This window comes from Paraburkholderia azotifigens (assembly GCF_007995085.1).
Lineage (GTDB): Bacteria > Pseudomonadota > Gammaproteobacteria > Burkholderiales > Burkholderiaceae > Paraburkholderia > Paraburkholderia azotifigens.
In genome coordinates, this window is sequence record NZ_VOQS01000005.1 from 2,141,838 (window position 1) to 2,166,541 (window position 24,704).

Annotated in this window: 21 protein-coding genes and 3 pseudogenes; 11 read left to right on the forward strand and 13 right to left on the reverse strand. The window is 61.3% G+C overall.

Translation table 11 applies throughout. The features are described 5' to 3' along the window. Window positions 1-132: 132 nt before the first annotated feature. The 5 genes and pseudogenes from FRZ40_RS41620 to FRZ40_RS41640 form a co-directional block, all read right to left on the reverse strand. Window positions 133-1,380, reverse strand: a pseudogene (locus FRZ40_RS41620) (acetamidase/formamidase family protein); the annotation flags it as partial. A 32-nt stretch (window positions 1,381-1,412) separates the two neighbouring features. After that, window positions 1,413-3,077 (reverse strand): amino acid ABC transporter permease/ATP-binding protein, encoded by a 1,665-nt coding sequence (locus FRZ40_RS41625; RefSeq protein WP_147238175.1) that lies wholly within the window; start codon window positions 3,075-3,077, stop codon window positions 1,413-1,415. A gap of 37 nt (window positions 3,078-3,114) precedes the next feature. Beyond that, window positions 3,115-4,008, reverse strand: coding sequence for an ABC transporter substrate-binding protein (locus FRZ40_RS41630; protein WP_147238176.1), 894 nt, complete (start codon window positions 4,006-4,008; stop codon window positions 3,115-3,117). Next, a pseudogene (locus FRZ40_RS45610) lies at window positions 4,001-4,420 on the reverse strand (helix-turn-helix transcriptional regulator); the annotation flags it as partial. The gene FRZ40_RS41630 and the pseudogene FRZ40_RS45610, both read right to left, overlap by 8 nt. Before the next feature lie 119 nt (window positions 4,421-4,539). Next, window positions 4,540-5,055 carry a hypothetical protein gene (locus FRZ40_RS41640; RefSeq protein ID WP_028369096.1) on the reverse strand — a complete coding sequence of 172 codons (516 nt, stop codon included), beginning with the start codon at window positions 5,053-5,055 and terminating at the stop codon, window positions 4,540-4,542. 624 nt (window positions 5,056-5,679) lie between these two features. Here FRZ40_RS41640 and FRZ40_RS41645 point away from each other — a divergent pair. Then, a complete protein-coding gene (locus FRZ40_RS41645) occupies window positions 5,680-6,027 on the forward strand; it encodes a hypothetical protein (RefSeq protein WP_147238178.1) in 348 nt (115 codons plus the stop codon). A 23-nt stretch (window positions 6,028-6,050) separates the two neighbouring features. Further along, window positions 6,051-6,434: a hypothetical protein gene (locus FRZ40_RS41650; protein WP_147238179.1), complete on the forward strand. Its 384-nt coding sequence runs from the start codon at window positions 6,051-6,053 to the stop codon at window positions 6,432-6,434. An 85-nt stretch (window positions 6,435-6,519) separates the two neighbouring features. Here the strand turns inward: FRZ40_RS41650 and FRZ40_RS41655 are convergent, their stop codons facing one another. The 3 genes from FRZ40_RS41655 to FRZ40_RS41665 all read right to left on the reverse strand — a co-directional run bounded on the left by FRZ40_RS41655 (window position 6,520) and on the right by FRZ40_RS41665 (window position 10,157). Then, complete coding sequence (locus FRZ40_RS41655) at window positions 6,520-7,536, reverse strand: aldo/keto reductase (RefSeq protein ID WP_147238180.1); 1,017 nt, start codon at window positions 7,534-7,536, stop codon at window positions 6,520-6,522. 53 nt (window positions 7,537-7,589) lie between these two features. Continuing rightward, entirely contained in the window at window positions 7,590-8,837 is a 1,248-nt protein-coding gene (locus tag FRZ40_RS41660; RefSeq protein WP_147238571.1) for an ABC transporter substrate-binding protein, read from the reverse strand. A gap of 75 nt (window positions 8,838-8,912) precedes the next feature. Beyond that, window positions 8,913-10,157, reverse strand: coding sequence for a DUF1479 domain-containing protein (locus FRZ40_RS41665; RefSeq protein ID WP_028369091.1), 1,245 nt, complete (start codon window positions 10,155-10,157; stop codon window positions 8,913-8,915). A 92-nt stretch (window positions 10,158-10,249) separates the two neighbouring features. Between FRZ40_RS41665 and FRZ40_RS41670 the strand changes: the two are divergent. Beyond that, window positions 10,250-11,190, forward strand: a pseudogene (locus FRZ40_RS41670) (helix-turn-helix domain-containing protein). A 213-nt stretch (window positions 11,191-11,403) separates the two neighbouring features. Here FRZ40_RS41670 and FRZ40_RS41675 read toward each other — a convergent pair. After that, window positions 11,404-12,165, reverse strand: a complete 762-nt coding sequence (locus tag FRZ40_RS41675; RefSeq protein WP_028369089.1) for a GntR family transcriptional regulator — start codon at window positions 12,163-12,165, stop codon at window positions 11,404-11,406. 56 nt (window positions 12,166-12,221) lie between these two features. Here FRZ40_RS41675 and FRZ40_RS41680 point away from each other — a divergent pair, with 56 nt between their 5' ends. The 6 genes from FRZ40_RS41680 (at window position 12,222) to FRZ40_RS41705 (ending at window position 19,050) form a co-directional block, all read left to right on the forward strand. After that, the gene (locus tag FRZ40_RS41680) at window positions 12,222-12,953 is read left to right on the forward strand and encodes an enoyl-CoA hydratase/isomerase family protein (RefSeq protein WP_147238181.1); all 732 of its coding nucleotides are present in this window, start codon (window positions 12,222-12,224) and stop codon (window positions 12,951-12,953) included. Window positions 12,954-13,049: 96 nt separating this feature from the next. Continuing rightward, entirely contained in the window at window positions 13,050-14,450 is a 1,401-nt protein-coding gene (locus FRZ40_RS41685) for an MFS transporter (RefSeq protein ID WP_147238182.1), read from the forward strand. Between the two features lie 18 nt (window positions 14,451-14,468). Beyond that, window positions 14,469-15,980: an aldehyde dehydrogenase gene (locus FRZ40_RS41690; protein ID WP_147238183.1), complete on the forward strand. Its 1,512-nt coding sequence runs from the start codon at window positions 14,469-14,471 to the stop codon at window positions 15,978-15,980. A gap of 527 nt (window positions 15,981-16,507) precedes the next feature. Beyond that, a complete protein-coding gene (locus FRZ40_RS41695) occupies window positions 16,508-17,287 on the forward strand; it encodes a DUF1295 domain-containing protein (RefSeq protein WP_028369085.1) in 780 nt (259 codons plus the stop codon). 49 nt (window positions 17,288-17,336) lie between these two features. Then, window positions 17,337-18,434 carry an SAM-dependent methyltransferase gene (locus FRZ40_RS41700; RefSeq protein ID WP_147238184.1) on the forward strand — a complete coding sequence of 366 codons (1,098 nt, stop codon included), beginning with the start codon at window positions 17,337-17,339 and terminating at the stop codon, window positions 18,432-18,434. Between the two features lie 4 nt (window positions 18,435-18,438). Then, the gene (locus FRZ40_RS41705; RefSeq protein WP_147238185.1) at window positions 18,439-19,050 is read left to right on the forward strand and encodes a lipocalin family protein; all 612 of its coding nucleotides are present in this window, start codon (window positions 18,439-18,441) and stop codon (window positions 19,048-19,050) included. Window positions 19,051-19,081: 31 nt separating this feature from the next. Here FRZ40_RS41705 and FRZ40_RS41710 read toward each other — a convergent pair whose 3' ends face one another. From FRZ40_RS41710 to FRZ40_RS41730, 4 genes are all read right to left on the reverse strand, one after another. After that, entirely contained in the window at window positions 19,082-20,293 is a 1,212-nt protein-coding gene (locus tag FRZ40_RS41710; protein ID WP_147238186.1) for an SAM-dependent methyltransferase, read from the reverse strand. Further along, window positions 20,290-21,093: a DUF1365 domain-containing protein gene (locus FRZ40_RS41715; RefSeq protein ID WP_147238187.1), complete on the reverse strand. Its 804-nt coding sequence runs from the start codon at window positions 21,091-21,093 to the stop codon at window positions 20,290-20,292. The genes FRZ40_RS41710 and FRZ40_RS41715 overlap by 4 nt, the downstream gene beginning before the upstream one ends. Further along, window positions 21,090-22,388: an NAD(P)/FAD-dependent oxidoreductase gene (locus FRZ40_RS41720; protein ID WP_028369081.1), complete on the reverse strand. Its 1,299-nt coding sequence runs from the start codon at window positions 22,386-22,388 to the stop codon at window positions 21,090-21,092. Before FRZ40_RS41720 ends, FRZ40_RS41715 begins: the two co-directional genes overlap by 4 nt. A gap of 619 nt (window positions 22,389-23,007) precedes the next feature. Then, window positions 23,008-23,316, reverse strand: coding sequence for a hypothetical protein (locus tag FRZ40_RS41730; protein WP_147238188.1), 309 nt, complete (start codon window positions 23,314-23,316; stop codon window positions 23,008-23,010). 350 nt (window positions 23,317-23,666) lie between these two features. On the opposite strand from FRZ40_RS41730, the gene FRZ40_RS41735 reads away from it, so the two are divergent. Next, on the forward strand, window positions 23,667-23,912 hold the full coding sequence (locus FRZ40_RS41735) for a hypothetical protein (RefSeq protein ID WP_028369078.1): 246 nt from the start codon (window positions 23,667-23,669) through the stop codon (window positions 23,910-23,912). A gap of 118 nt (window positions 23,913-24,030) precedes the next feature. Continuing rightward, window positions 24,031-24,678 (forward strand): response regulator, encoded by a 648-nt coding sequence (locus FRZ40_RS41740; protein WP_028369077.1) that lies wholly within the window; start codon window positions 24,031-24,033, stop codon window positions 24,676-24,678. Window positions 24,679-24,704: the final 26 nt, after the last annotated feature.

Sequence of the window (24,704 nt, forward strand, 5' to 3'; positions counted from 1 at the left end):
GTTGTGCCTTGTTGCGATTGCGGATGAACCTGATGAGGACGGGTGGCAGGCCATCCGCGCTAGTCGACTTCGTTGTGCGCATGCACTGAACAGGGAGTTCGACGCATCAGGAAGACCAACGCGCGCACCGCATTAGGGCGATGCGAATGCCCCGAATATCTCCTTGCGGATCGAGCCGTGAATGCCCCAGTTTCCATCGACAACCTGCGTCACGCCGAAATCGGCTGCTACCGACATCAGCGCAATCGCTTCGTCTTCGCTCATCCCGTGCACCGTCATCAAAAAACGCCGCAGTTTCCGGAAGGCGTCGCGCATTGCCTTGTCGAGGCTCGCGTGTTGTGCGACTTCGATGTGTGCGTTCGGGCCCAGCTCCGCGAGATAGTTCGGGAATGTGAAACCATAGACGGACCATAGCTCGTCGGTTTCGAGCATCGGATGCGTGAGCCCCTCGAGGATGGAGCCGCCGAGATCGGCGGCCTTGTGCAGCACGAACTCGAAGTCCCCGGTGAGCGACGTTTCGATAGCAGTACCGCCAAGCTCGCTATCGCCCTGTGCCGCATGCGGGTCGCCGACAGAAAAGAATGCGCCCTCGACGGCTACGGGGTAGTACATCCGGGCGCCCTTGCCGACGCGCCAGTCGTCGATGTTGCCACCCGTGTGGCCAGGCGGAATCGAGCTGACAAAGTCCGATTCGGCGGGCGCGACGCCCATCGTGCCGAAGTGCAGGCGCGCAGGCACTTTCACATCTGGCAGGATTCCCTCGCGCTTTTTTACTCGTGTGTGATCGACGCGCACGCCCGGGTAATCGATATTGGCATGCACGATACCGTCGGGGTCGGTCTGTGGCGTCCACACATAGTTGTACACCGCCCGGGCGAATGGTTCGCCCGAAGTATCCAGTTCGAAGATGGTGACCACTTCGCGCGGTTTGGGCTCTTCGATCAGGTCGTGATACTGAAAGCCCCACGACGCCGCGACATTCGAGCCGAAACAGCGGCCCCGGTAGCAAGCGTTGCAACTCGGACGAGGACGCACGTCAAGGATGCGTACCTCCAGCACGTCACCTGGCTCGGCGCCTTCGACGGCGATCGGTCCCGTCAGCAGGTGAACGCCGACGCCTTCGCCGGAGCCGAGCTTGAACGGACCCTCTGCCTGACCGGCGCCGCGACGGGGCACCGCCTTATGCTCGCGCGTCCAGTGGAACACGCTTTCTGCACCGGGGTCGCCCGCCACCATCCGTTCGTGATCGTCGTTCGCGTGGTGCGTCAGTGTCTCAACGGTAGCGCGGTCGCCGGAACGCACGGTCAGTGCGGGCGCTACCGCTTTGCTGAAATAGCCCCAATGGACGGTTTCCGGAGACACGCGAAGAGTGTGATGCTTCATGAGTCGATTCCTTGTTGAGATTGCCACTTTCAGATTGCGACAGCGAGGCGGTCGTCTGCGCCCATTACCGAGAGGAATCGTCGTGTCAACCGATGTTGCGGCCGGGTGAGGAGCTGGTGGGCCGGGCCTTCTTCAACGATCTTGCCGCCGCTCATGAAAACGACGCGATCCGCGACCTGGTCGGCAAAGCGCAGCTGATGCGTTGAAATGATCATCGTCAGCCCGCCTTCGATGGCGAGTCGCTGAATGACATCGAGCACTTCGCCGACAAGCTCGGGGTCGAGCGCGGAAGTTGGCTCGTCGAGCAATAACACGCGCGGTCTGGGCGCGAGTGCGCGTGCAATCGCTACTCGCTGCTGCTGGCCGCCGGACAGATGGCGCGGCAGCGCATCGGCGCGATGCGCAAGGCCAACGCGCTCGAGCAGCTCACGGGCGCGGCGCGCGGCCTCGTCGGCAGGCACGCCATGCACCCAGCGCAAGGGCCCGGCGACGTTTTCCAGTGCCGACAGATGCGCGAACAGATTGAAGTGCTGAAAGACCATCCCGACGCCGGCGGCCGCTCGTTGACTGGCGAGTTCGCCAGGCGTCGCCTGATTTCCGTCCACCCGATAGCCGATGCGCTGGCCGTCGATGCGAATCTTTCCTTCGTCCCACGATTCCAGATGATTGACGCACCGAAGCAGCGTGCTCTTTCCAGAACCGCTTGGGCCAAGCACCACGACGACTTCGCCGGCCCGGACGGTCATATCGAAACCGTTGAGCACCGTCTGCGCACCATAGCGCTTCTGCAAGCCGATGATCTGCACAGATGGGGGCTGCTTTGCAAGCTGAGCGAGGCGCGCCGCACGCTGTTCGGCACGACGGATGTCGACAGAGCGCCGCGCCGATGAGCCGTCGAGGCCGCTGTCGTCGACATCTGCCTGCTCAAGCGTGTGCGCGATGTCGTCGCGTGTCGCATCGGGGTCGGGTGCGCTCCTCGGCACGGCCGCGGATACTCCGCCTGCGCGCCGCCACGGCAACAGACGCGCGATGCCTTTGACTCCGCCGCGCTCGAGATCGAGTGCGGTCTCGGCCACGAGTTGGACGGCGGCGATGAGTCCCGTTAGCACGAGATACATGAGACCAGACGCAAAGAAAATCGCGAAGAAGTCGAACGTGGAAGACGCGAGTTGCGTGCTGCGCAGCGTAAGCTCGTCGACGGCGATGACCGAGGCAAGCGACGAGTTCTTCAGTGCGCTCACCGATTCGTTGCCAAGTGCCGGCACGATTGCGCGAATTGCCTGTGGCGATATCACGCGTCGCATCAGCACCGATGGCGTCATGCCCAGCGCCTGACCCGCGAGAACCTGGCCGCGATCCACACCAAGCACACCCGCGCGCAGGATCTCTGCGATAAACGGCCCTTCATTGGCGGCAAGCGCGAGGCCTGCCGCCGCAATGGCCGAGAGCTTCAACCCCAGATGCGGCAAGGCGTCGTACGCGAAGACGAGCTGGAGAATCAGCGGCGTGCCGCGAAAGATCACCGTATAGCCGCGAGCAATGGCGGCGAGCGGACCTACGCGAGACAGTTGCATCGCTGCCAGCACGACACCTATGGCGAGACCGCCCGCCAGTCCCAGCACCGTGACCGCGACAGTGAAACCCATACCGCGCACGAGATACGGTAGCGTCAAATAGTGCAGAAACAGTTCCATCGTATCGACCTTTTGATCAGCGACTGGGACAGTGGGGTTACTTCGCGACGATCAGCTGAGGAGCTGCTTCGTTTTCAACGCCCAACGTCCACTTCTTCAACAGCGCTTTTTCTGTGCCGGACTTCTGGATCGCGAGCAGGGCGGCCATCACGGCTTCGCGGAACTGTGGGTTGTTCTTCGGCACACCGATACCGACGTAGTACGGCAGCGTCACGGCGGTGGCCTTCTCGAGCTTGTCCGGATATGCCTTCACAGCCTGATCGACGGTGTTCACGTCGTTGATGTACGTGTCGGCGCGCCCGGCGAGGATGGCCTGAATGCAGTTCGCGTTGTTGTCATAGAGCTGGATAGCAGCTTCCTGCTTGCCTTGCGTCTTGCAGGTCGGTGCGAGTGCCTGAATGAGCGGCACTTCGACATAGCCGGTGTTCTCCGCTGCAGTCGTGCCACACATCGACGCATCGATGCCGGTGATTTTCTTTGGATTTCCCTTTGCGACGAGGACTCCGTCAAAGACCTTCGAATAGGTGATGAAGTCGGCGGCCTTCGCGCGCTCTTCGGTTGCGTAGATATCGGAGATGACGATGTCAGCCTGACCACTTTGCAGCGTGGTCAGCAGTGCGGCGAATGTGACTGGCTTGTACGTCAATGTGAATCCGAGGCACTTTCCGATGGTCTCGCCGAGGTCAATATCGAAGCCGACGTATTTGCTGGGATCATTCGGATCGAGCGCTTCGTAGCCGGGCGTATGCGGGTTGATCGCGTTGACGAGCGCTTTGCCTTTCCACTGCGGATACTTTGCTTGCAGCGCGGCGCATTCGGCCGGCGCCGGCGAGGCCTCGGCGTGAGCCAACATGGGTACGGCGAGGCCTGACAGACACATGATGACGGCCGCGACGCGTACGCGGCAGGACTGCAAGATAGCGTTAAGCATCCGATAGCTCCTGGCTGGCAGATGTCAACGGCGTCCCCATGGCCGCCTTGTTGCATCGCACGAGCCGAAGCGTAAGCAGCCGAAAAATCGTGGGCTTGATTCTGCGCGTACAAAACCTTGCATAACGGCGTTGATCCGTCACCGGGGGGAGGGAAAAGCGACCGGGTATCTGCTTGTGCAGCCGATACCAACAACCGCTCTTTGGGCGCGTGACACGGTAAGCGATCGGCGATTCGCCGAACACCTTTTTAAACTCGCGTCCGAAATGGGAGACGTCGGAGAATCCGCGAGATGCTGCGATGTCCGTGACGGTTCGATCCGAACTCGTCAGCAACCAGGACGCCATGCGAATACGTATTTGCCGTCCGTACGCATGCGGCGACTTGCCCGTCTCGGTGGCAAGGCGGCGCTGAGAGGAAGCGCGTGGCCTGTCCGCCGTGTGTCGTGCTGAGGCACCTCAGCATTCGAAATCGGTTAAGGTCGCCATCGGGGCGTGACATGCCGTCCGGCAATCGCGACAGCCGGCACCCTTTAGCGCCCTGCAGCGCTCTCTTCGGCGATCGGCAACCCTGCGAGCATTGCTACGCCGTTTGCGGCTTCTATTCCAACGTCCATTGCAACGATGTCGATTCCGTTGATCGCCGTACGTGCCGTGTCTTCCACTTCGAACCTTGCGTCGCCCACCTCAACCATCGCTTTAATATGGTCACTACCAGCCAGCGCACCAAACCAGAACCTGGCGGCGCTAGATCGAGTGCTGTATTCCTCAACTGTAATGGTGACGGGTATTCCGGTCGGGACGATCTTCAATCCGTCTTTTTCCGCCTGCCGCTCAAATGCATCGAGTACACCAACGCGCACAGATGCGCTCACTTGATGTCCGTTCGAGTTCACCGTAGGTTCGGCTACGCCATCTTGCAGGCGGGTTCTCAAGTTCTCACCTCCGGTATGTGCTGCATCGATAGTGGGTCGTGTTGGTGCAGCGCAACCGGCAATGATGGCGACTGCGATTACCCCCGTCACCCACAGGATCTTTGAATTCAACATGGTCCCCAGATAGAGTTATGGTCCGTTGATTCCGGAGGGAATGCGCCGGTGCGAAGCGTAATAGCGCCTTTGCTTTAACTTCTCGTCCGGGGAATATGAATTCCTCACCGCGTCATGCGGTAGCGGCAAATTATCGACGGGTGAACTTCGAGACGCTATCTTGCGGTAACCGTGGATTCAAGCCACTCACTACGCTTGATTGTCATTTCACGGTCGGCAAAGTATTTCCAGTCTAGGTTTGGTCGACACTATGTTTTTGATCTCTGTCAGGTAGTTAGCAAAAGCCAGACGGGCCTGGATCAAATATTTCTCTTAAAGGCGCCGCTGGCCACGTCGACAAAATACGCGGCTAACGAGGCCCACGCGACTATCGCGAACCATGTTCACACACGGGATGACGACTGAATCAACCGTCTACGGGTGAATCAGAGGAATGTTGTCGTGATCAGGACACTGGAAAGAGATGAGAAAGCTTGACCCATGTCACATGTACTGGAGCGGATTTTCATAGTCTTCAATTGAGTTCCAGTTGCAGACGTCGGCGCGCGTGTCGCAAAACCGAAGCCGAGCGATCGACATGCGCCTGTTGCGACTCCTGGAACGTATCCATTTTCTGGAGATAGCATGCGCCGTGTCATCGCCAACCTGGTCGGGGCGCTGTCATTTTCGCTGGTGGCGTGTGCTACGACACCTGGCGACGCGACCATGCTTGATTTCCTGCAAGATGGCGCGACGTCCCGGGAGGCCACTTTGATCAGTCTGGGAGAGCCATCCGGCACCTTTGATCGAGACAGAATCTTGACTTATCGCATCGGCATTCCGAAAGATGGCGGTTATCTCTTGCTTCATCCGCATGCTGCAGGAACCCCCTACAACTGGAGTGCCGAACCAGGTGTCACGCTGTACAGCCTGGTTCTCGTTTTCGACGAAAAGAATATCCTCGCGAAGCACTCTCTTGTACGCGCCAGGTGATTGTGTAGAACAGGGACCACGTTATGTCGTCGCTAGCAGTCCGTCGCGTAGCGGCGTTCGTTATAGCCGCCTCGCTTTGCGCTGGGTGCGTCATTCTTCCTGTAGATTACTATTACGCCGGCTCGCGCAAGAACGTGTCGGAAACGACATTAGAGAATCTCGTCGTCGGCGTGACAACCATGGAAGATGTTCTGTTGACTTTCGGCGAACCAGAGCAATCATTTCCGAAGCTCAATGTGCTGGTTTATCAGTGGGACAAGGTTAAGGCGCTACTGTTGTATGCGGCGCCCGTTCCGGCGAATAACGCGGTCGGCGCCGTCGAAATAGAGAAGCACTATGAGTTGGAACTCGCATTTGACAAGAATAATATTCTGTCCGATAAGCAGGTTATCAAGAACGCTCCGTAGCGGCATCGCCGCGCGCACCACCATCTCCTTGAATCAAAACCGGACGCGGCAACCAAAGCCGCGTCCAGGCGGGTCGGGCAAAACGCTAGGCGGGTGTCGGCGCGTCTTGTCGAATCAGTTCGCGACGCTTCAGCTCCGCCCAGAATTCCACAGGTATGTCAGCACGGAAGGTCTGCAGATTGTCCTCGAGCTGCGCGACGCTACGAACACCCGGAATGTTCGTGGGGATTGCGGGATGGCCGAGAACGAACTGCAAAGCAGCGGCTTTGAGCGGCACTGAATGCTCATGGCAGACCTGCTCGATCTTGCGCACTCGCTCGAGGATGGGCTCAGACGCGGGCGCGTAGTTGTATTTCGCTCCGGGAACTGCGCCCGTCGCGAGAATGCCACTGTTGTAGCCACCGCCGAGAATGATAGAAACCCGGTTCTTTTCGCACAGCGGCAGGAAGCCGTCCAGTGCATCCTGCTCGAGCAGCGTGTAGCGGCCAGCCAGCAGCAGACAGTCGAAATCCTGGCGCCGGATTGCCTCGTGCGCCACTTGCCACTCGTTCACACCGACGCCCACCGCCTTCACGACACCTTCGTCGCGCAGCTTCAACAGCGCCTTCGACGCACCCGCCATTGCAGCTTCGAACACCTCCGGCTGCCGCTGCCCGTGGGTAAAGACGTCGATATCGTGAATCAACGCGATATCGATGTGCTCAAGCGCCAGACGCTGCAGACTGTCTTCGATCGAGCGCATGGTGCCGTCGTAGCTATAGTCGAAGACCAGTTCGAACGGCAGCCCGTCAACCCATGGCGCAAAGTTGACCTCGGCACGCTTGCGCGGCTTCAGAATACGGCCGACCTTCGTGGACAGTACAAACTCGTCACGCGGATACCACCGCAGCCCCTGCCCGCAACGCGCTTCGCTCAAGCCATGACCATACATCGGTGCAGTGTCGAAATAACGTACGCCTGAGTCCCATGCCGCCTTGATCAGGGAGGCGGAATCCTCCTCGCTTATCGGTCTGAAGATGTTGCCAATCGGTGCTGCGCCGAAGCCCATCACCGTGGCCTCGATTCCTGAACGTGGCCATCTACGCTTTGCTACCGGATCCATTTCTAACCTCTTTAGCGAGTTAACTTGCGCAATCACAGTAGGCGCATGCGCCCTCACTTGACCTTCGCGGCAGCGGCGAGCTTGCGCACGCCTTCCTTCGCATCCTGATTCGAGTTCATGAAATTGGTCACGACGTCAGTGATAGCACCTGCCGTAACCGGCGATTGAAGTTCACCGAAAGCCAATGAAGGAAGAAAGCCGCCGGACTTGATTGTCGCCTGCTCGTCAGTACGCGATTTCTTTGCGCAACTATCGAACTTGTCCATCGGTACATCCAGTCTGACCGGGATCGAGCCTTTATAGAGGCTGAACTGCTGTTGAAAATCCGGGGACATGATTGTCCTGGCAAGTGCGATCTGTCCGGCCGTCGCGTCCTTTTTGCCATTCTGTTGGAAAAACACGAATGCATCCGCCGTGTACGTATACGCGTTCGACGTGCCGGGCGCGGCCGCGCAGATATAGTCGACGTCGGCCTTCTTGTTCGCGTTCGCAAATTCGCCCTTCGCCCAGTCGCCCATGAACTGCATGCCGCCGGAGCCGGAAATCACCATCGCGGTGGCGAGGTTCCAGTCGCGGCCGTGATAGCCCTTATCGAAGTAGCCACGGATCTTCTGAACAGTCTCAAACACCTGCACCATCTGCGGCGACGTCAACGTCTTCTGGTCGAGATCGATCAGGGCCTTTCGGTAGAAGTCCGGGCCCTGCGACAGAACGACCGTCTCCCAGATAGTCATGTCTTGCCAGGGCTGACCGCCGTGCGCGACAGGGGTGATACCCGCCGCCTTGAATTTTTCCGCGAGTGCGAAGAACTCCGGCCATGTCGTTGGTGGCGTGCCTCCCACCTTGTCGAGGTCGGCCTTGTTAATCCACAACCAGTTGATCCGATGGATGGAGAACGGCGCCGCTACATAGTGCCCGCCCGCCTTGACGTCGCTATCAATCTGGGTGGGAATGTTGGCTTTCCAGTCGGTCGCCGCCTGGTCAATCGTGACGAGCGAGCCTTGCTCCGCCCAGTCTTTGATCAACGGGCCCTTGATCTGCGCGGCCGACGGCGCGTTGCCCGATATCACTTGCGTTTTCAGTGCCGTCATGGCCGCCGCGCCCGCGCCGCCCGCAATGGCAAAGTCCTTCCACTCATAACCCTGCTTGCTCATGTCGTCCTTGAGCACCCGGATGGCTTTCGATTCGCCACCGGAAGTCCACCAGTGCAGGACAGAAATCTGCTCGGCAGCAAGCACCGTATGTGTACCCGCGACAAGCAGCGCGACAGCCGTCGCGACTGACGTCAGTGATCTTTTCATTGGAGTCTCCGAATTTTTCTTTATGTTTTGAGCGACGCACGCGCAAACGCGACCGCGCATGCGTGCCCGTTTGAACTACAGCTCGAACCCGAGTTGCGCTTTGCCAAGCGGCGTCAGGTCGTCGACCGTCGCGCGGCCGGCGAAATCGACTTCGAAATGGTCGGTCGGGAAATCAGGCGGGCTTTCGCCTTTCAGAAAGCTCGGCAGTTGACGCTTCAGGTAAGCGTCGTTTTTCGAGCAGCCCGGCACCGAGGCGATGTACATCACGTTGCTGTAACCCGCGCCCTTGTGCTCGTCTTCAACGGCATGAATCACGTCGCTGTGCCAGAAAACCGTGTCGCCTGCTTCCATCTTCGGGATCGACGACAACGCCTCGAACAGGGGCGCATGAAATTCCTGCTTGATCGAGAGTGCACGGCCTGGCATCGCGCCGCACAGGTCGTCGTCGGCGACATCGTCCTGGAGCGCGCGCAGCAGGATGTACACCATCGAATTGGCGATGGGCACGAGTTGCAGCGTGCCGTCGCCGGGTCCCTGCGGCGTCAGTGCCGTCCAGCCCTGGAAGGTGCGGAACATCGAGCAGACAGCGGGCGACGGGATTTCTTCCACGTCGGTACGGAACGCGGCATCGAATGGATCGTAGTCGCGCCAGTTGCCCGAAAACACGTGGCGATACACCTTGCGGAAATTGCTTTCGATCCAGCGTTCGACCGACCCGCCATCGCAGTGCGCCGACAGGCCCAGCGATGCCGAGCCAGGCGGCCGCCGACGCAGACGGTCGGCATAAACAGGCACATGCTCCGGGTCGAAATGCACGCGTCCGTCGCTCTCGTTACGCCAGAGTTTGTTGAGGAAGATACGCGCCGCCGTCAGCGATTCCGACTGACGCGCCAGCACTTGCGGCTTCGACCAGTACACGCCGTAAATTTGCGGCTTGCTCGAAGCCAGCTGGCCAAAGTATTTGTCCTCGGCGCGGTTTTCAAGGCGCTTGTCGAGGTGATTGCGCTCGACATAGTGAGCGATCTCTTCGTCCCAGCTTTGCACGAGCTCACGGGGGAAGACCTTGCGGATCACACATGCCCCGCGCGCCTTGACGAGTGCAATCTGTTCCGCAGTGACGCGCTGTCCGGTGATGTCGGAAAACTGAATTTCTGGAATGACATCTTCGCCGCGATCGCGCTGCGCCGCAATTCGCTTCGCCTCTTCGCCGATGGATGCTTCGACTTCCGCGAACACCTCCCGGTAATTCGGCAAAGCCGCGCGCAGTTCCTTCTTTGCCTGCCGGATCGCGCCCGGCAAGTCCTTGATTTCCAGCGCCATGCTTGTCTCCGTGTTGGTTCTGTGAGGCTAGGATATGCCGCGTGCGTCAGTCGTAGTGATACTATTCTGACAATCTTTTCGCGTCTTCTGCCATGAAACCAGCCTACGAGCACGTCGAGTTCGCCGAGGATTGTTCGGTGCGGGTTTACCATCGGCGGCTTCCGCGCATTCCCTTCGAGTGGCATCACCATCCCGAGTACGAGCTGACGCTAACGATGAACAGTCACGGCAAGCGGTATATCGGTGACTCGGAAAGCGAGTATGGAGCGGAAGATCTGGTGCTGGTGCCGCCTGACTTACCTCATACGTGGGCATCGAACCGGTCGATTGAATCGTCATCGCCGCAGGTCGCCATCGTCATATGGTTCGAAGGGGACTGGGCACGGCGCATGGCCGACTGTTGCCGTGAATATGAGCCGCTGCGCAAACTTCTGCGCAGGGCTGCATGTGGCTTGGCTTTTGACCCTCCCGCTGGCGAATGGATGCATGGCCGCCTCGACCACCTGCTGTCGAATGTCGCGCGGGAACGACTGAGTGCGGCGCTCGACATCCTGTGCACGCTCGCCGACGCGCCGGGTCAGCCCCTGGCTTCGCCAAGTACCTTCAATCAGGTCAGCGCAGGCCCGACGGGGCACGAACCTGAAAAGATCAACCGAGTCCTGTCAGTCATCGACGCGCGTTTTGCCGAGCCTCTCCGTTTGTCCGAACTTTGCGCAGCGGCCAGCCTGTCGGAGCGCACGCTTACGCGCTATTTCATCCAGCATTTCGGCGAGAGCGTCGGTCGATATATCGCGCGTGTTCGAATCGGGCATGCCTGCAGGATGCTGGCCGACACATCATTACCTGTTGCCGTCGTCGCTAATCGGTCGGGCTTCGCAAATGTCGCCAATTTCAACCGGCAGTTCAAGGCAGCGAAGCAAACCACGCCAGCCGAATATCGGCGACGATTCCACGAGGCAGGCTCGGGGACGTCCGAGGAGATGCCCGGCTAACCGAACGATCGCCCTCGCTTGAGGCGAAACCCAGGCACTGATGGCGGTTCTCCTCAGAGATGCTCCCGGCATGGCGATTGCCTGAGCGGCTCGATGCGGGAAGGCGTAAAGCTCCGGCGTTGCGGGGCGAGGCCGAATCACGGTATCCGCAAACGTGCCAGGCAGGAAGCAGACCGGCCGCACGACAGCTTCGGCGAAGGTACGGACTTCTTTCATCACTTCAGCGGCAGCGACATGATCGAGTCGATCTGTTGCTACTTTCCGGCGCTCTTGAGCACATCGAGCGCCGCCGCGCACGCGCCCTGCAACTGTTCCCGCATCAAGTCCTGCACGTCCCCCGTGCGATTGACGATCCCGTCGCGAATCCGCACTGCCTGTTCGAACGATGCGCGCATCCGTCCGCCCCGCGCCATCGCGATACGGCGCAGTCGGCGCACCGGCCCGATCAGCGACGCATGGTTCTGTTGCAACGTGCGGTTGTCGGCGATCGTCATCACGATCGTGTAAAAGCGGTCCAATGCATCGACATACGCTCCCGCGTCCTCGGCCTCGACGCTGGCGCGCATTGCATCGATCACGTCGTCTAGCTGCGCGGCACCGAGCGGCGTCATGCGCTCCGACGCAAGCTGCACCGCGAGACATTCGAGCGCGGCCCGCACCGTATAAATCTCCTCCACGTCGCGCAGCGTCACGGAGCGCACGTAAGCGCCCACGCGCGGCAGGATCGTCACCAGCCCTTCGCGTTCGAGTTGCGCGAACGCTTCACGCATCGGCGTGCGGCTGACGTTCAGCTGCTTCGCGACCTGTACCTCGGACAAACGGCTGCCCGGCGCGAGCACGCCTTCCACGATCGCCTCGCGCAACGCGGGCACGACGACGCCGTCGCTCAGCGAATCGCCAGTGGAGTCCAGCGTGCGCAACTGCGCGTGATATCGCGCGGCGATCGATTCGAGACTAGGCGCCTCGCGCGTGTGCGCCGACGTGGCCTTGGAAGAAGCGGATTTTGCGGCGGGCATTGACACCTCGGAATTCTGTGAATACGCTGTATACAGATTATACAACAGGAGACGACATGGATCGCAGTCCATTGCAGGCGCCCGTTCTGATCGAGCATACGGGCGACACGCTTACCTTTACGCTAAATCGCCCGGACGCCGGCAACGAAATATCGGGGGCGATGTTCGACGCGATGTCGGACGTGTTGCGCAGCGAGGCCGTGCAGCCGAAAGCGCGCGTGTTGCGCATCCGCGCGAATGGCGATGTCTTCTGCACAGGCCGCGAGCGCGCGGGGCGGGACGTTGTCTCGATCCGCGCCGAAGTGGCGCGTTTGATCGAACTGAAGCGGCTCGTACGCAACACGTCGTTGATCTCGATTGCGCAGGTGCACGGCAACGCGTTCGGCTTCGGCTTCGGGCTCGCGATCCTGTGCGACTTTACGCTCGTCGCGTCGTCGGCGCGGCTCGCGTTTCCGGAGATGCGCGCCGGCCTGCCGCCCGCCGCGATCATGGCTTACCTCGGCGACTATGCATTGCCCAAGGCCGTCTTCCCGATGGTCCTGTTCGGCGACGTGATCGCGCCGGAAGCGGCCCTGCAGGCAGGACTCGTCACGCGCGTCTGCGAGCCCGCAGGCCTGCACGCTGAAGCGGACGCGCTTGCAGCGCGCATTCTCGCGCTCGACGAAGCCGGCGCGAAACAGTGCAAGGCGTTCTTCCTCGCGGCACAGGAGGGCGGCGTCGAGCAGAACTTCCGCGCCGCGACCGACATGCTGACCGTCAATGCATTGCGACTGATGCAGCCCCGTTGAGCGCGGCCGTGCTTCGCTAGCTCGATATAACACGGCGTGCGGATGCCGACGAAAGCGCCAACGCGCAGCGCACCGTCACGTCGACAGGAGACAGACATGAACGTCAACGCAGGGCCCAGGCTCGATCGCTTGCCGATGTCGGGATTTCACCGGCGCATCATGTGGTTGATCGGCATTGGCATGTTTTTCGATGGTTTCGATATCTATGTTGCGTCGACGGTGCTCGGTGCAACGCTGAAATCTGGCTTCTCCACGCTCGGACAGAACGCGCTGTTCGTGTCGCTGACTTTTCTCGGCATGATGCTCGGCTCGCTCGGCACCGGTTTTCTCGGGGACCGCTTCGGACGGCGCTTCACCTATCAGGCGAATCTCGCTGTGTTCGGACTGGCGTCGCTCGGCGCCGCACTCGCGCCGAACATGAGCGTGCTGATCGCGTGCCGCTTCGTAATGGGCCTCGGACTCGGCGCGGAGAACGTGGTCGGTTACTCGACGCTGACCGAGTTCGTGCCGCCGCAAAAACGCGGCAAGCTCCAGGGGCTGATGGCAGTGTTCGTCGTGTCGGGTTTGCCCGTCGCGGGGCTGATTGGACTGCTGCTGATTCCGTCGTTCGGTTGGCGCGCGATGTTTGTGCTCGGGGGCATTGGCGCGCTCGGCGTCTGGTATGCGCGCAAGTCGTTGCCCGAGTCGCCGCGCTGGCTCGATTCCGTCGGACGGCACGACGAAGCCGATGCGATTTTGCGCCGCATCGAAACCGAGGTGACGGCCGCGCGAGGCGGCGAGCCTCTGCCCGCTTTCGTTCCCGTGAAGACGGGTGTGGGCGCACCGCAAGCGCTGTCATTCGGGTCGCTGTTCAGCGGCACGATGCTGCAACGGATGATCGTCGGTTGCGTGACGCTCGTCGTCATCAACACGCTGCTGTATGGCTTCGTGACCTGGCTGCCGACGTTCTTCGTTCATCAGGGTTTCAGCATCGCGAAGTCGTTCGGCTTTGCGCTCGTGATGTCGCTCGGCGCGCCTATCGGTTCCGCAATCGGCGCGCTCACGGCCGATGCGTGGGGACGCAAGCCCACCATCATCGGCTCGTCGCTCGCTGCGATCCTGTTCGGCGCGATGTATCCGTTCGTCACGAGCCCCGTGATTCTGCCCATCATCGGACTGCTTCTGACCATTCCCATCTACGTGCTGGTCGCGCTGCTCTTCGCCGTGTACGTGCCCGAACTCTTTCCAACTGAAGTGCGGTTGCGCGCATCGGGCCTCTGCAACACGCTGGGACGCGGCGCAACCATCGTCACGCCTTTCATCGTGGTATCGCTTTTCGCGCAGTACGGGATAGTCGGCGTGCTCGCGATGATGATCGGTTTGCTCGCCGTGCAGATCGCCGTGGTCGCATGGCTGGGCGTCGAGCCGACGGGACAGCGCCTCGAAGACCTTCAGCCGGAAGACACGCTTACGCGCGACACGCTCCATGCCGACGCGCACGCTTCGCCTCTCAAATGATTCGACAGGAACCATGCAATGGATACAACCAACACGCAGCACTACGACGCACAATTGTTGATCGACGGCGAATGGACGGACGCCGAGGAAGGCCGCACGCTCGACATTCTGAATCCCGCGACGGGTGAAGTGATCGGCGCGCTCGCATCGGCTTCGGCTGACGATGTGGATCGCGCGGTGCAGGCCGGACATCGCGCATTCGAAGGCGGCGCGTGGCGCGACATGTCGATCCAGCAACGTGCGCGCATTCTCAATCGTTTCGCTGATCTGTTCGAAGCGGATCTCGAACAGTTCTACAAGCTGGAAACGCTGAATAACGGCCGGCCGATTTCGGAAACGCGCGCGCAGATTTCACGGCTGCCGCAGTTCTATCGCTATTTCGCGGCGCTCGCGCTGACACGACGCAGCGACGTGATTCCGATCGAAGGGCCGTATCTGTGCTACACGCAGCGCGTGCCGCTCGGCGTGGTCGCGCTGATGACGTCGTTCAATCATCCGTTGATGATTCTCTCGAAGAGCCTCGCGCCTGCGCTCGCGACGGGCAACAGCGTGGTTATCAAGGCATCGGAACAGACGCCGCTCACGACCGTGCGGCTCGTGAAGCTGCTGCAGGAAGCGGGCGTGCCCAGGGGCGTCGTCAACGTGGTGAACGGAGAAGGGCGCGAAGCGGGCGCGGCGCTCGCGCGACATCCGCTGATCCGCAAAGTGGTATTTACGGGCGGCACGGAAGTCGGGCGCTCGATCGGCGAGGCTGCCGCGCGCAATTTTGCGCTGGCCACGCTGGAACTCGGCGGCAAAGGGGCGGTAATCCTGTTCGACGACTTCGATATCGAGCGCGCAGTGAACGGCGCGGCATTCGCCGCGTTCATCGGCGCGGGACAGACCTGCGTGTGCGGCGCGCGCATCCTCGTGCAGAAGTCGATGTATGCAGCGTTTCTCGAACGTTTCCGCGCGAAGGCAGAGCGCATCCGCGTGGGCGATCCGACCGATGCAAAGACCCAGCTTGGGCCCGTGATTTCGGAGCGCTCGCGGCAGCGCATTCTCGCGATGCTCGAACGCGCGAAGGAGGCGGGCGCGAAAGTGCTGACGGGCGGACGCGTACCGCAAGAACTGACGTCCGGCTACTTTCTCGAGCCGACCGTGATCTATGACGCGAATCCGCAATCGGAGATCGGCCAGGATGAGGTCTTCGGGCCTGTGACGGTCGTGATGCCGTTCGAAGACGAAGCCGATGCGATCCGTATCGCCAACGATACGCAGTTCGGCCTCGCCGCTTCCATCTGGACGCAGGACGTCGCGCGTGCGCATCGCGTCGCGAGCAGGCTGGAATTCGGCATGGTGTGGGTGAACGATCATCATCGTCTGGACCCGGCGTCGCCGTGGGGCGGATTCAAGAACAGCGGCGTCGGGCGCGAGACGGGCATCGAGTCATTCGACCAGTTCAGCGAACCGCGCGCGGTGACGATCAACACGACGGGCAAAACAGTCGACTGGTACGCGGACGATGGTGAACTGAAGCGGCTGAACTAGGCAGCGGGGGCGTCGAACCGGAGCCGGCGGGGAGCGTCGGGCGCGCGACGCTTCCCTCCCGCATGTGTCCGGCACGATGCGTCCTGTCATGAAACGTGCGTTATCTTGCCCGGCGCGCGTTCTGCTGCGCCCAGGCCATCGCTGTTCCGAATGATTTCCGAAATGTGAATGTGGCACTGTTCACCATCTGCCGATGAGGTGGCTTCGCGGGCCCCGTCGGTGCCGGGCTCGAATGAGAGATCCACGGTGCAGCCGTGGTCATACGCGGTCCGCAACCGCGCACAGGCGCATTGATTTCGACGATCGCGCTTGACGCTGCCGCCCCCTAAACGGCAAAGCCGCTCAGCTTCTTCTGCTTTTGTTCAGGATTTGCTGAAGGTGTCCATCGAACCGATTCAATTCCGCGACACGGCGCCCGTAACGGCGCACTGTTTGCGGCACATTCGCCGCAATGCATCCACTCGCCTTCGTGACGCGTATAACCTTCAAGAACACGCATTGCGGATTCACGTTGAGAGGAGTCGCCGATGTCACCCGTCGTCGCTGCGTCGATTGCGTTCGTGTTGCTCGTCGCGCTGTTCGCGGCCTTCTGGGTGTGGCAGCAGGCGAGCGCGAACGCCGGCATGATCGATCCGATATGGGCGTTTTCGCTGGGCGCGATCGCGCTGTTCTATGGAATGGCGAGCAACGGCGATCCGCTTGCCCGCGCGCTCGTCGCGTTCGGCGGCGGCATCTGGGGCGCGCGCCTGGGCTGGCATTTATGGCGGCGTAACGCGGGCAAGCCGGAAGACCCGCGTTATCACCGGTTCCGCGAGCAGTGGGGCGCAGACGCGGGGCGCAAGATGTTCTGGTTTCTCGAACTGCAAACGGTCGTCTCAGTCGTGCTGTCGCTTGCATTCGCGGTGCCTGCGTGGCGGGCGGCCCCGCCTTCGGCCGCATGGGTCGCGATAGCGGTGCTGATCTGGCTCGCGTCGGTGGGCGGCGAGGCGATTGCTGACAGTCAGCTCAGACGCTTCGTCGCCGATCCGGCGAACAGTGGAAATGTGTGCCGCGTCGGCCTGTGGCGCTATTCGCGGCATCCTAATTACTTTTTCGAATGCCTGCATTGGGTCGCATACGTCGCGCTTTCGGTGGGCTCGCCCTGGGTATGGCTGACACTGATTCCACCCGTGCTGATGGCATGGCTGCTGATGAAGTTATCCGGCGTGCCGATGCTCGAAGCGCATCTGGTCCATTCGCGTCCTGGCTACGCCGAGTACATGCGTGAGACCAGCGCGTTGATACCGATGCCGCCGCGCCGCGGCTGATGTCTACCGATTCCCGACACGCCTTCCACTCACGCAAACGGTGCACGCCATGACATTCACGGCACCCGGGCCTTCAATCGACAATCCGAAACACGCTTGCGAAGACTGGCTGATCCATGCGTGCGAACGAGGCTGGGTGCCCGACCGGCTGATCCGCGCTGGCATGCGCCGCTTGATGCGGCAGCGTCTGATCGAAGAAGGCGCGTTCGATTGCGCGCTTCGTTCGCAACGGTTCAGCGCGTTCATCGACGAGTTGCGCGCAAGCCCCGTCGCAATCGAGACCGATGCCGCGAACACGCAACACTACGAGTTGCCGCCGTCGTTCTTCGAGGCGCATCTGGGTCCGCACCTGAAGTATTCGTGCTGCCTGTATCCAGACGGAGACGAGACGCTCGAGCAGGCAGAGCAGGCGATGCTCGCGCTTTACGCAGAGCGCGCGCAGATCGAAGACGGTCAGACCATACTCGACCTCGGTTGCGGCTGGGGAGCGCTCGCGTTGTGGCTCGCCATGCGTTACCCGCGAGCGCAGATCGTGGCCCTGTCGAACTCGCGTGGCCAACGCGAATTCATTGAAGCGCGGGCAGCGTCAGCCGGCATCGCGAATCTGCGCGTCGTAGCGGGCAACGTCGCGCAGTTCGAATTCGAACCTGCGTTACGCACCGGCTATTTCGACCGCGTGCTGTCCGTCGAGATGTTCGAGCATATGAAGAACTATGGGTTGCTGCTAGAGCGCATTGCGCGCTGGATGCGCCCCGATGGCAAGCTCTTCGTCCATATCTTCGCGCATCGGACGATGGGATGGCATTTTCAAACCCGCGATGTGACGGACTGGATGTCGACGTACTTTTTTACTGGCGGCACGATGCCGTCGCAAGCGTTGTTGCGGCACTTTCAGAACGATCTGCGCATCGACAGGCAATGGTGGATCGGCGGTGCGCACTATGCGCGCACGGCTGAGCACTGGCTGGCGAATCTCGACGCAGCACGCGCACAGGTGATGCCCGAGCTCGCCCTGGCCTACGGTGTGGATACTGCGGCACTGTGGTTTCAGCGCTGGCGGATGTTCTACATGAGCGTGTCCGAACTCTTCGGCTACGCAAAAGGCAACGAGTGGGGCGTAGCACACTACCTGTTCGAGAAGCGGTGACGCGATGAAAATCCCGACGTGGTATGCGCGAGTTGCATGTGCACTGGCTGCCGTCGCGGTGGCGGCCATTGTGATATCGGCATGTTCGCAATCGCCGGCGAATCCCAATCCACGGGCCGACGTACCGCTGAAGCCCGCGAACGTCGATCTGCCGCGCTACATGGGGCGCTGGTACGTGATCGCGATCATTCCGTATTTCCTCGAGAGCAAATATGTGGGCAGTTATGCGGACTGGTCGCTGCGCGAAGACGGCAAGATAGACGACCGCTACACCGCGCATGCGAAGACGTTCGACGCATTGCCGTCGACGTTTCATTTCGTCGACAGCGTGGTGCCGGGCAGTGAAAACGGCGAATGGAGGGTGCGTATCGTCTGGCCGGTTCACGTGACGCAACTGACGCTTTACGTCGATGACGATTATCGCTATACGCTACTCGGCCTTCGCGACAAAAGCCTCGGCTGGATTTTCGCGCGTGAACCTGACGTCAGTGAAGACGTCTATCGCTCGCTGCTCGCGCGCTTTGACGCGTTGGGTTTCGACGCGTCGCGTTTTCGCCGTGTGCCGCAGCATCCGCATCAGATCGGCAAGCCAGGCTTTCTGCCGCCGGGCGAATGACGCCGGAACCGGGCCGCGTTCTGCACGCCGCTCACGCGGCGGCGGTGAGAACGAAATGCCTGACGTCCGTGCGCTGTTCTGCGAAGCCCGCCTCGCAATACGCGAAGTAGAGTTGCCAGGTGCGAATGAAAAGGTCGTCGAAACCGAGCCCGCGCACCGCTTCGAGGTTCGCCTCGAAGCGCTCGCGCCAGCATTGCAGCGTGCGCGCATAGTCGCTCCCGAACGATAGCGACTCGACCGTCTCCAGGCCCGCGCGTTTCGCCGCGAGTCGAAAGCGCCCGGCGCCCGGCAGCATGCCGCCCGGAAAGATGTATTCGCGGATGAAGTCGCTGGAGGAACGGTACGCGGCGAAGTGCGAGTCGTCGATCGTGATCGACTGGACGAATGCGCGCGCGTCTTGCGCCAACAAGCGTTTCAGCGCCGTGAAGAACGTATGCCAGTAGCGCTCTCCCACGGCTTCGAACATTTCGACCGACACCACTGCGTCATAGATGCCACGCAAGTCCCTGTAGTCGCGCAACTCGATCGAGACGAGATCGTCGAGTCCGGCTTGCGCTACGCGCTCGCGCGCCCATTCGTGCTGTGCCGCGGAAATCGTTACGCCATGCACGCGGATACCCAACCGGCCAGCGTGCAGCGCGAAGCCGCCCCAGCCGCAGCCGATCTCCAGCACGCGCATGCCGGCGCGCAACTGCAACACGTCGACGATGCGCTGATATTTGGCCGCCTGGGCATCGTCGAGCGTACGGTTGGCATCGCCGTCGAACAGCGCGCTCGAATAGGTCATGCTCGGGTCGAGCCACAGCGCGTAGAACGCATTGCCGAGATCGTAGTGCGCGTGGACGTTGCGCTGGCTGCCACGCCGTGTGTTCGGGCGCAGCCAGTGCCGCAATCCATAGAAGAGCCGCGCCGGCATGCTGCCCGCCACGGTGCGCGGCAACGCAGCCTCGTTGCGGATGCCCAGCCTCAGCAGCGCCACGATGTCGGGCGTGTCGAGCCATCGCGCGCGGTACGCTTCGGCAAAACCGATATCGCCTGCCAGGAGGATTGCGCGACACGCGCGCCAGTCGCGCAGGATGAGTTGTGCGCACGGATGAGCGTGCGGGTCGCCGAATACGCGTTGCTGGCCGCCGGGCGTCGTCAGAACGAGATGGCCGACGCGCAAGCGGCCCAGCAACGCGAGAAACAGCCGGGCGAAGGCAGGCGCACCGCCCGCGGCATAGAAGGCGCGCTGAAACGTCATGGTCGCGATTCCTCGTTGGTTGTTGCTGGACGCGAGTGAGGCAAGGGCGGTTGTCTGCCGTGGAAAGGCACCTTTTTGAGCCACAGGCGCAGGGCCTGCCAATGAATGCGCGCGATAACGCCGACCGTGAGAAGCGGTTGCCGTGCGAGCGCGCGCAACGCACGGGCGCGTGTAAGAGGGCGCTTGTCGAGCGAAATGGCCGTGCGGATCAGGAGCCCTTGCGCATCGTGATAATCGATGGAGATCGAAGAAGCGCGCGCGCTTTCGCGGATGCGGAAGGCGTAATGGCCTTCGGCGCGGCAAAACGGCGACACGTGCAGCGTCTTCGTGCAAACGAGGTTGGTGTTTGCGTCGATCGGACGGTGGTCCGCTGCTTTGAGCAGATACGAATGGCGCTCGCCGAATGTGTTGCGCACCTCGGCGAGCAATACGCGCAGATTGCCGTCACGGTCGTGACAGAGCCAGAAGCTGACGGGGTTGAACGCGTAGCCGAAGATGCGCGGAAAGGTCTGCAGCCAGATAGAGCCGCCATCGAGATCGACGCCTGTGTCTGCGAGCTTGCCGCGTATCCACACGATCGGATCCGTGCCGTCGCATGCGCCGTAGTCGCCCTTCATCAGGCTCAGCGGTCGAAGACGATCGATGCCCAGCCACCAGCAATCCAGTTCCGGAAGCCTCGCGAGATCGCAACGAATGCAGAACACGGGATAGACGAAACGGTGACGCACGGGGCGCAGCCGTTCGTGAACGACGTGACCGGAGAGCAGCCACGCTGCACTATCGGATGATGTTCTGTTCATCGCACGGACCACGCGGGTTCGACGCCGAAGTCGCCCGCAACGCGCAGCGCCGACTTCAGCCCGTCTTCATGGAAACCATAGCCCGTCCATGCGCCCGCGAACCACGTGCGCCGCACGCCCTGTAACGAAGGGAGGTGAGTTTGAGCGGCGACGGCCGCGCTGTCGAGCAGCGGATGATCATAGTCGAACCGCTTCAGGATCGTTTCGCGTGAGGGCGGTCGTGAAGGATTGAGCGTCACGATCACGGGTCTGCTGAATGGCAAAGGCTGCAGACGGTTGATCAGATAGCTCACGCAGACAGGCCGCATGCCGCTTGTGCCGTGTGACACATAGTTCCATGCGGACCAGACCCGCTCGCGGCGCGGAAGCAATGCCGCATCGGTGTGCAGCCACGCTACATTGGGTTGATAGCGGATCGCGCCGAGCACGCAACGTTCGTCGTGGTCCGGGTCTTCGAGCAGACGCAGCGTATCGGGCGCGTGCGTGGCGAGAACGGCCGCGTCGAAGTGCTCCCATCCTGATCCGCTTGCGATCAGGACGCCATCGTGCGCGCGGCGCACCGCGAAGACGGGCGCGTTCGTCCGTACGTTGTCCAGCGTGGCGGCGATCCTGCGCACATACTCGCGTGCGCCGCCTGCGACTGTTTTCCAGCGTGGGCGCTGACTTACCTGCAGCAGTGCATGGTTCAGGCAGAAGCGCAAAAAGGTCGCGGCGGGGAAGCGCAGCACGTCGGATGTCGCGCACGACCAGATCGCAGCTGCCATCGGCAACAGGTAGTGTTGTCGGAAAGGCGCGCCGTAACGGCCCGCCGTCAGCAGATCGTCCACCGAGCATCCGCTGGCGCACGCCGCTGCGAGATGTGTTTCAGCCGCCGAGTTGAAACGCATGATGTCGCGCAACATGGCTAGAAAGCTCGGCGAGAGCATATTGCGCCGCTGCGCGAACACGGTGTTCAGATTGGTGCCCGCCCATTCGAGCCGCCCATGATCGAGCGAGACAGAAAATGTCATGTCGCTTGCGTGTGACGCGACGCCAAGCTCGTCGAAGAGGGCGATCAGGTTGGGATAGGTGCGATCGTTAAAGACGAGAAAGCCGGTATCGACGGGATGGGTGAAGCCGTCCAGTTCGACGTCGACGGTATTCGCGTGGCCGCCGGCATAGCCCGACGCTTCGAAAAGGGTTACCTGATGGCGGCGGGCGAGCAGATACGCACTCGCGAGCCCGGCAATACCGGCGCCCACGACGGCGACGCGGCTGCCGGGCGAGACGGGACAGCTGGCCCTCTGCACATCCATTGCGCGATCTCCCTCAGCGACGGGCGATAGCGGACGCTGAGAGCAGCGGCGCGTCATTCCCCGTGTACGCACGGCGACAGCAGGCGGATGCAGCCGTGCGGAGGAGTCCTCCCTCGTCTGCTGCCATCGATGCGAGTCGCACCGGGCGCATGGTTTCGCGCTGACATCCGGCCTGTTTACCCGTGAAAAAATATAGCCGGATGTGAGATCAGGAAACGGGACAGAAATGGAACGCTGGCATCGTCTTCTGTCATGGGATCTGGGCCGATGGCGCGTGCTTCAGCAAGGTGATTCCTGCATTGCAGGCGGACGGGAATCAAGTAGTCGCGGCTCGATACGGCCTTGACGTCTCATTTGAGGAAAAGGTCGCGACAGTGAAGCGCAGGCTGAAGCACCGCGCCGCCATCACGGCGGCGCGGTGCGATGGCCGGGTGGCGGGCCTGGTCCATATTGCAGCCGTCGGCCCGGATGCCGGGGAAGGATGAGTCCTCGTATGCGGCGAATGCGTGGAGCAGGGACGCATCCAACGCATGACGATGAAAAGGTGATGCGGTAACGCGTCAATAACGTCTGTTCGCCGGCGCGAGCCAGCCCGTCGTCGAAAACACGCCAGGGAAACTCAGCATGTGCGCGCCGCCATCAAACCTGTGAACAGATAGCCGCCCGCCAGCACAAGCAGTGACGTTGAACGCAGGATGGTGAACTGGCCCAGCAGACGTCCCGTCGTGCCGACGTCATTGATCGCGATTGCCGGGTTATGGACAGGCACGAAGGCCCATAGTGCCGACAGTGGTTGCGCGGCGGACGGGGCCAGCATCGCGAATAGCGCGGCCGACACGATCAGTGTGATGCACGCCGCTCGACGCTCGCGGGAATCTGGTGTCGCGGTTGAAAGGAATAGCCCGGCGGGCCGCATCAACTCGCTCATTCTCCCACTCCAGCGATTTTCGAAGCGTTCCCCGTAGCAGCCCTCAGCCCGTGAAAAACGGACGCGCTTCGAGGGCCTTGCGTCTGGCGCATTCATAGGGCGCTTACGAAGTACTCGGTTCTGTTCGGGAATAGATGCGTCAATTCCGGATGATATCGAGAAAATCGTTACTATTTTACCTTCTGTCATTCAAAACGCACCAAACGGTGGATAGACTTACCGATGATTGATGTCAGCACATAGCGCGTCCGAGAGTGTCGAGTTGCTGCTTGGAAAGAAAGCGCGCGATAGAGCGAGTTCCGCAGCGCCTGACATCACAGGACTGGTTTGGCTTTCCGAGGAGTTAAACCATGAGCACCGATGAGCTGGAAATCCAGGATCTGCTTCATATTGAGGCGGTGATCGCCCGCCTCGAAAACCTCCACCTGACGGCCTGCGCTTCAGGACACAAATTCATCACCGATCCCGCCTACTGGCACAGACGGGTGCAGAGCGCGTGCGGTGCGGGCAACTCGACGCAGATCATTAACAAGAAGCAGGATCTGCTCGAACGCCTGTCGGCGATATCGTCCCGCGCGGGGAGACAGCATGCATGACACCAGGATGCGGTACAGAGGGTATGGCCTTTGCCGCTCGCAGCGTATGAGAGCGGCGAACACGTAGCGATGTTTATCGTGCAGTCACCCGACGGCAGCCCCGGTGTGAGGAAAAGACATGATAAAGGTGTTGCTCGCAGATGACCATGCTGTGGTACGCGACGGCTTGCGCCACGTCCTGCTCGACGCCAGCGGATTCGAGGTGGCGGGCGAGGCGTGGGACAGTGCGACGACCATCGCAATGGTGCGTGGCGTCGGCGCGCACGTGCTCATACTGGATCTGTCGATGCCCGGGCGAAACGGTATCGACCTCATCAGGCAGATCAAGGACGAGAATCCGTCCCTGCGGATTCTGGTGCTGACCATGCATGCCGAGCATCAGTATGCAGCGCGCGCCTTCAAGGCGGGCGCATCAGGTTATCTGACCAAGGAAAGTGCGAGCCGGGAGCTGATTTCCGCCGTGGCGAAAATCGCATCAGGCGGCGTCTATGTGAGCCTGGCGATGGCAGAGCGTTTTGCCGCGAATCTTAACGAACCTGCGGAAGCAATGCCTCATCAGCGCTTGTCCGACCGGGAGTTCGATGTCTTCCGAAGGATTGTGGAAGGCCAGAGCATCACCGATATTGCACATGAATTGTGCCTCAGTGTGAAGACAATCAGCACGCACAAAACGCACATCATCGAAAAAATGCAGGCGGCGAACGAGAATGGGCTTATCCGCTATGCGATACGGCACAAGCTTTTCGATGATGAACTGGACGCATAGCAGGGAAGCCAGGCGCATTGCCGGTA

What these genes read in the sequence shown, in the direction of transcription:
- FRZ40_RS41660 (WP_147238571.1), bottom strand. Translation starts at nt 8,837, where the DNA reads ATGAAAAGATCACTGACGTCAGTCGCGACGGCTGTCGCGCTGCTTGTC.
- FRZ40_RS41650 (WP_147238179.1), top strand. Translation starts at nt 6,051, where the DNA reads ATGTCGTCGCTAGCAGTCCGTCGCGTAGCGGCGTTCGTTATAGCCGCC.
- FRZ40_RS41700 (WP_147238184.1), top strand. Translation starts at nt 17,337, where the DNA reads ATGACATTCACGGCACCCGGGCCTTCAATCGACAATCCGAAACACGCT.
- FRZ40_RS41715 (WP_147238187.1), bottom strand. Translation starts at nt 21,093, where the DNA reads ATGAACAGAACATCATCCGATAGTGCAGCGTGGCTGCTCTCCGGTCAC.
- FRZ40_RS41645 (WP_147238178.1), top strand. Translation starts at nt 5,680, where the DNA reads ATGCGCCGTGTCATCGCCAACCTGGTCGGGGCGCTGTCATTTTCGCTG.
- FRZ40_RS41690 (WP_147238183.1), top strand. Translation starts at nt 14,469, where the DNA reads ATGGATACAACCAACACGCAGCACTACGACGCACAATTGTTGATCGAC.
- FRZ40_RS41705 (WP_147238185.1), top strand. Translation starts at nt 18,439, where the DNA reads ATGAAAATCCCGACGTGGTATGCGCGAGTTGCATGTGCACTGGCTGCC.
- FRZ40_RS41710 (WP_147238186.1), bottom strand. Translation starts at nt 20,293, where the DNA reads ATGACGTTTCAGCGCGCCTTCTATGCCGCGGGCGGTGCGCCTGCCTTC.
- FRZ40_RS41630 (WP_147238176.1), bottom strand. Translation starts at nt 4,008, where the DNA reads ATGCTTAACGCTATCTTGCAGTCCTGCCGCGTACGCGTCGCGGCCGTC.
- FRZ40_RS41675 (WP_028369089.1), bottom strand. Translation starts at nt 12,165, where the DNA reads ATGCCCGCCGCAAAATCCGCTTCTTCCAAGGCCACGTCGGCGCACACG.
- FRZ40_RS41685 (WP_147238182.1), top strand. Translation starts at nt 13,050, where the DNA reads ATGAACGTCAACGCAGGGCCCAGGCTCGATCGCTTGCCGATGTCGGGA.
- FRZ40_RS41740 (WP_028369077.1), top strand. Translation starts at nt 24,031, where the DNA reads ATGATAAAGGTGTTGCTCGCAGATGACCATGCTGTGGTACGCGACGGC.
- FRZ40_RS41680 (WP_147238181.1), top strand. Translation starts at nt 12,222, where the DNA reads ATGGATCGCAGTCCATTGCAGGCGCCCGTTCTGATCGAGCATACGGGC.
- FRZ40_RS41695 (WP_028369085.1), top strand. Translation starts at nt 16,508, where the DNA reads ATGTCACCCGTCGTCGCTGCGTCGATTGCGTTCGTGTTGCTCGTCGCG.
- FRZ40_RS41665 (WP_028369091.1), bottom strand. Translation starts at nt 10,157, where the DNA reads ATGGCGCTGGAAATCAAGGACTTGCCGGGCGCGATCCGGCAGGCAAAG.
- FRZ40_RS41735 (WP_028369078.1), top strand. Translation starts at nt 23,667, where the DNA reads ATGAGCACCGATGAGCTGGAAATCCAGGATCTGCTTCATATTGAGGCG.
- FRZ40_RS41720 (WP_028369081.1), bottom strand. Translation starts at nt 22,388, where the DNA reads ATGGATGTGCAGAGGGCCAGCTGTCCCGTCTCGCCCGGCAGCCGCGTC.
- FRZ40_RS41655 (WP_147238180.1), bottom strand. Translation starts at nt 7,536, where the DNA reads ATGGATCCGGTAGCAAAGCGTAGATGGCCACGTTCAGGAATCGAGGCC.
- FRZ40_RS41625 (WP_147238175.1), bottom strand. Translation starts at nt 3,077, where the DNA reads ATGGAACTGTTTCTGCACTATTTGACGCTACCGTATCTCGTGCGCGGT.
- FRZ40_RS41640 (WP_028369096.1), bottom strand. Translation starts at nt 5,055, where the DNA reads ATGTTGAATTCAAAGATCCTGTGGGTGACGGGGGTAATCGCAGTCGCC.
- FRZ40_RS41730 (WP_147238188.1), bottom strand. Translation starts at nt 23,316, where the DNA reads ATGAGCGAGTTGATGCGGCCCGCCGGGCTATTCCTTTCAACCGCGACA.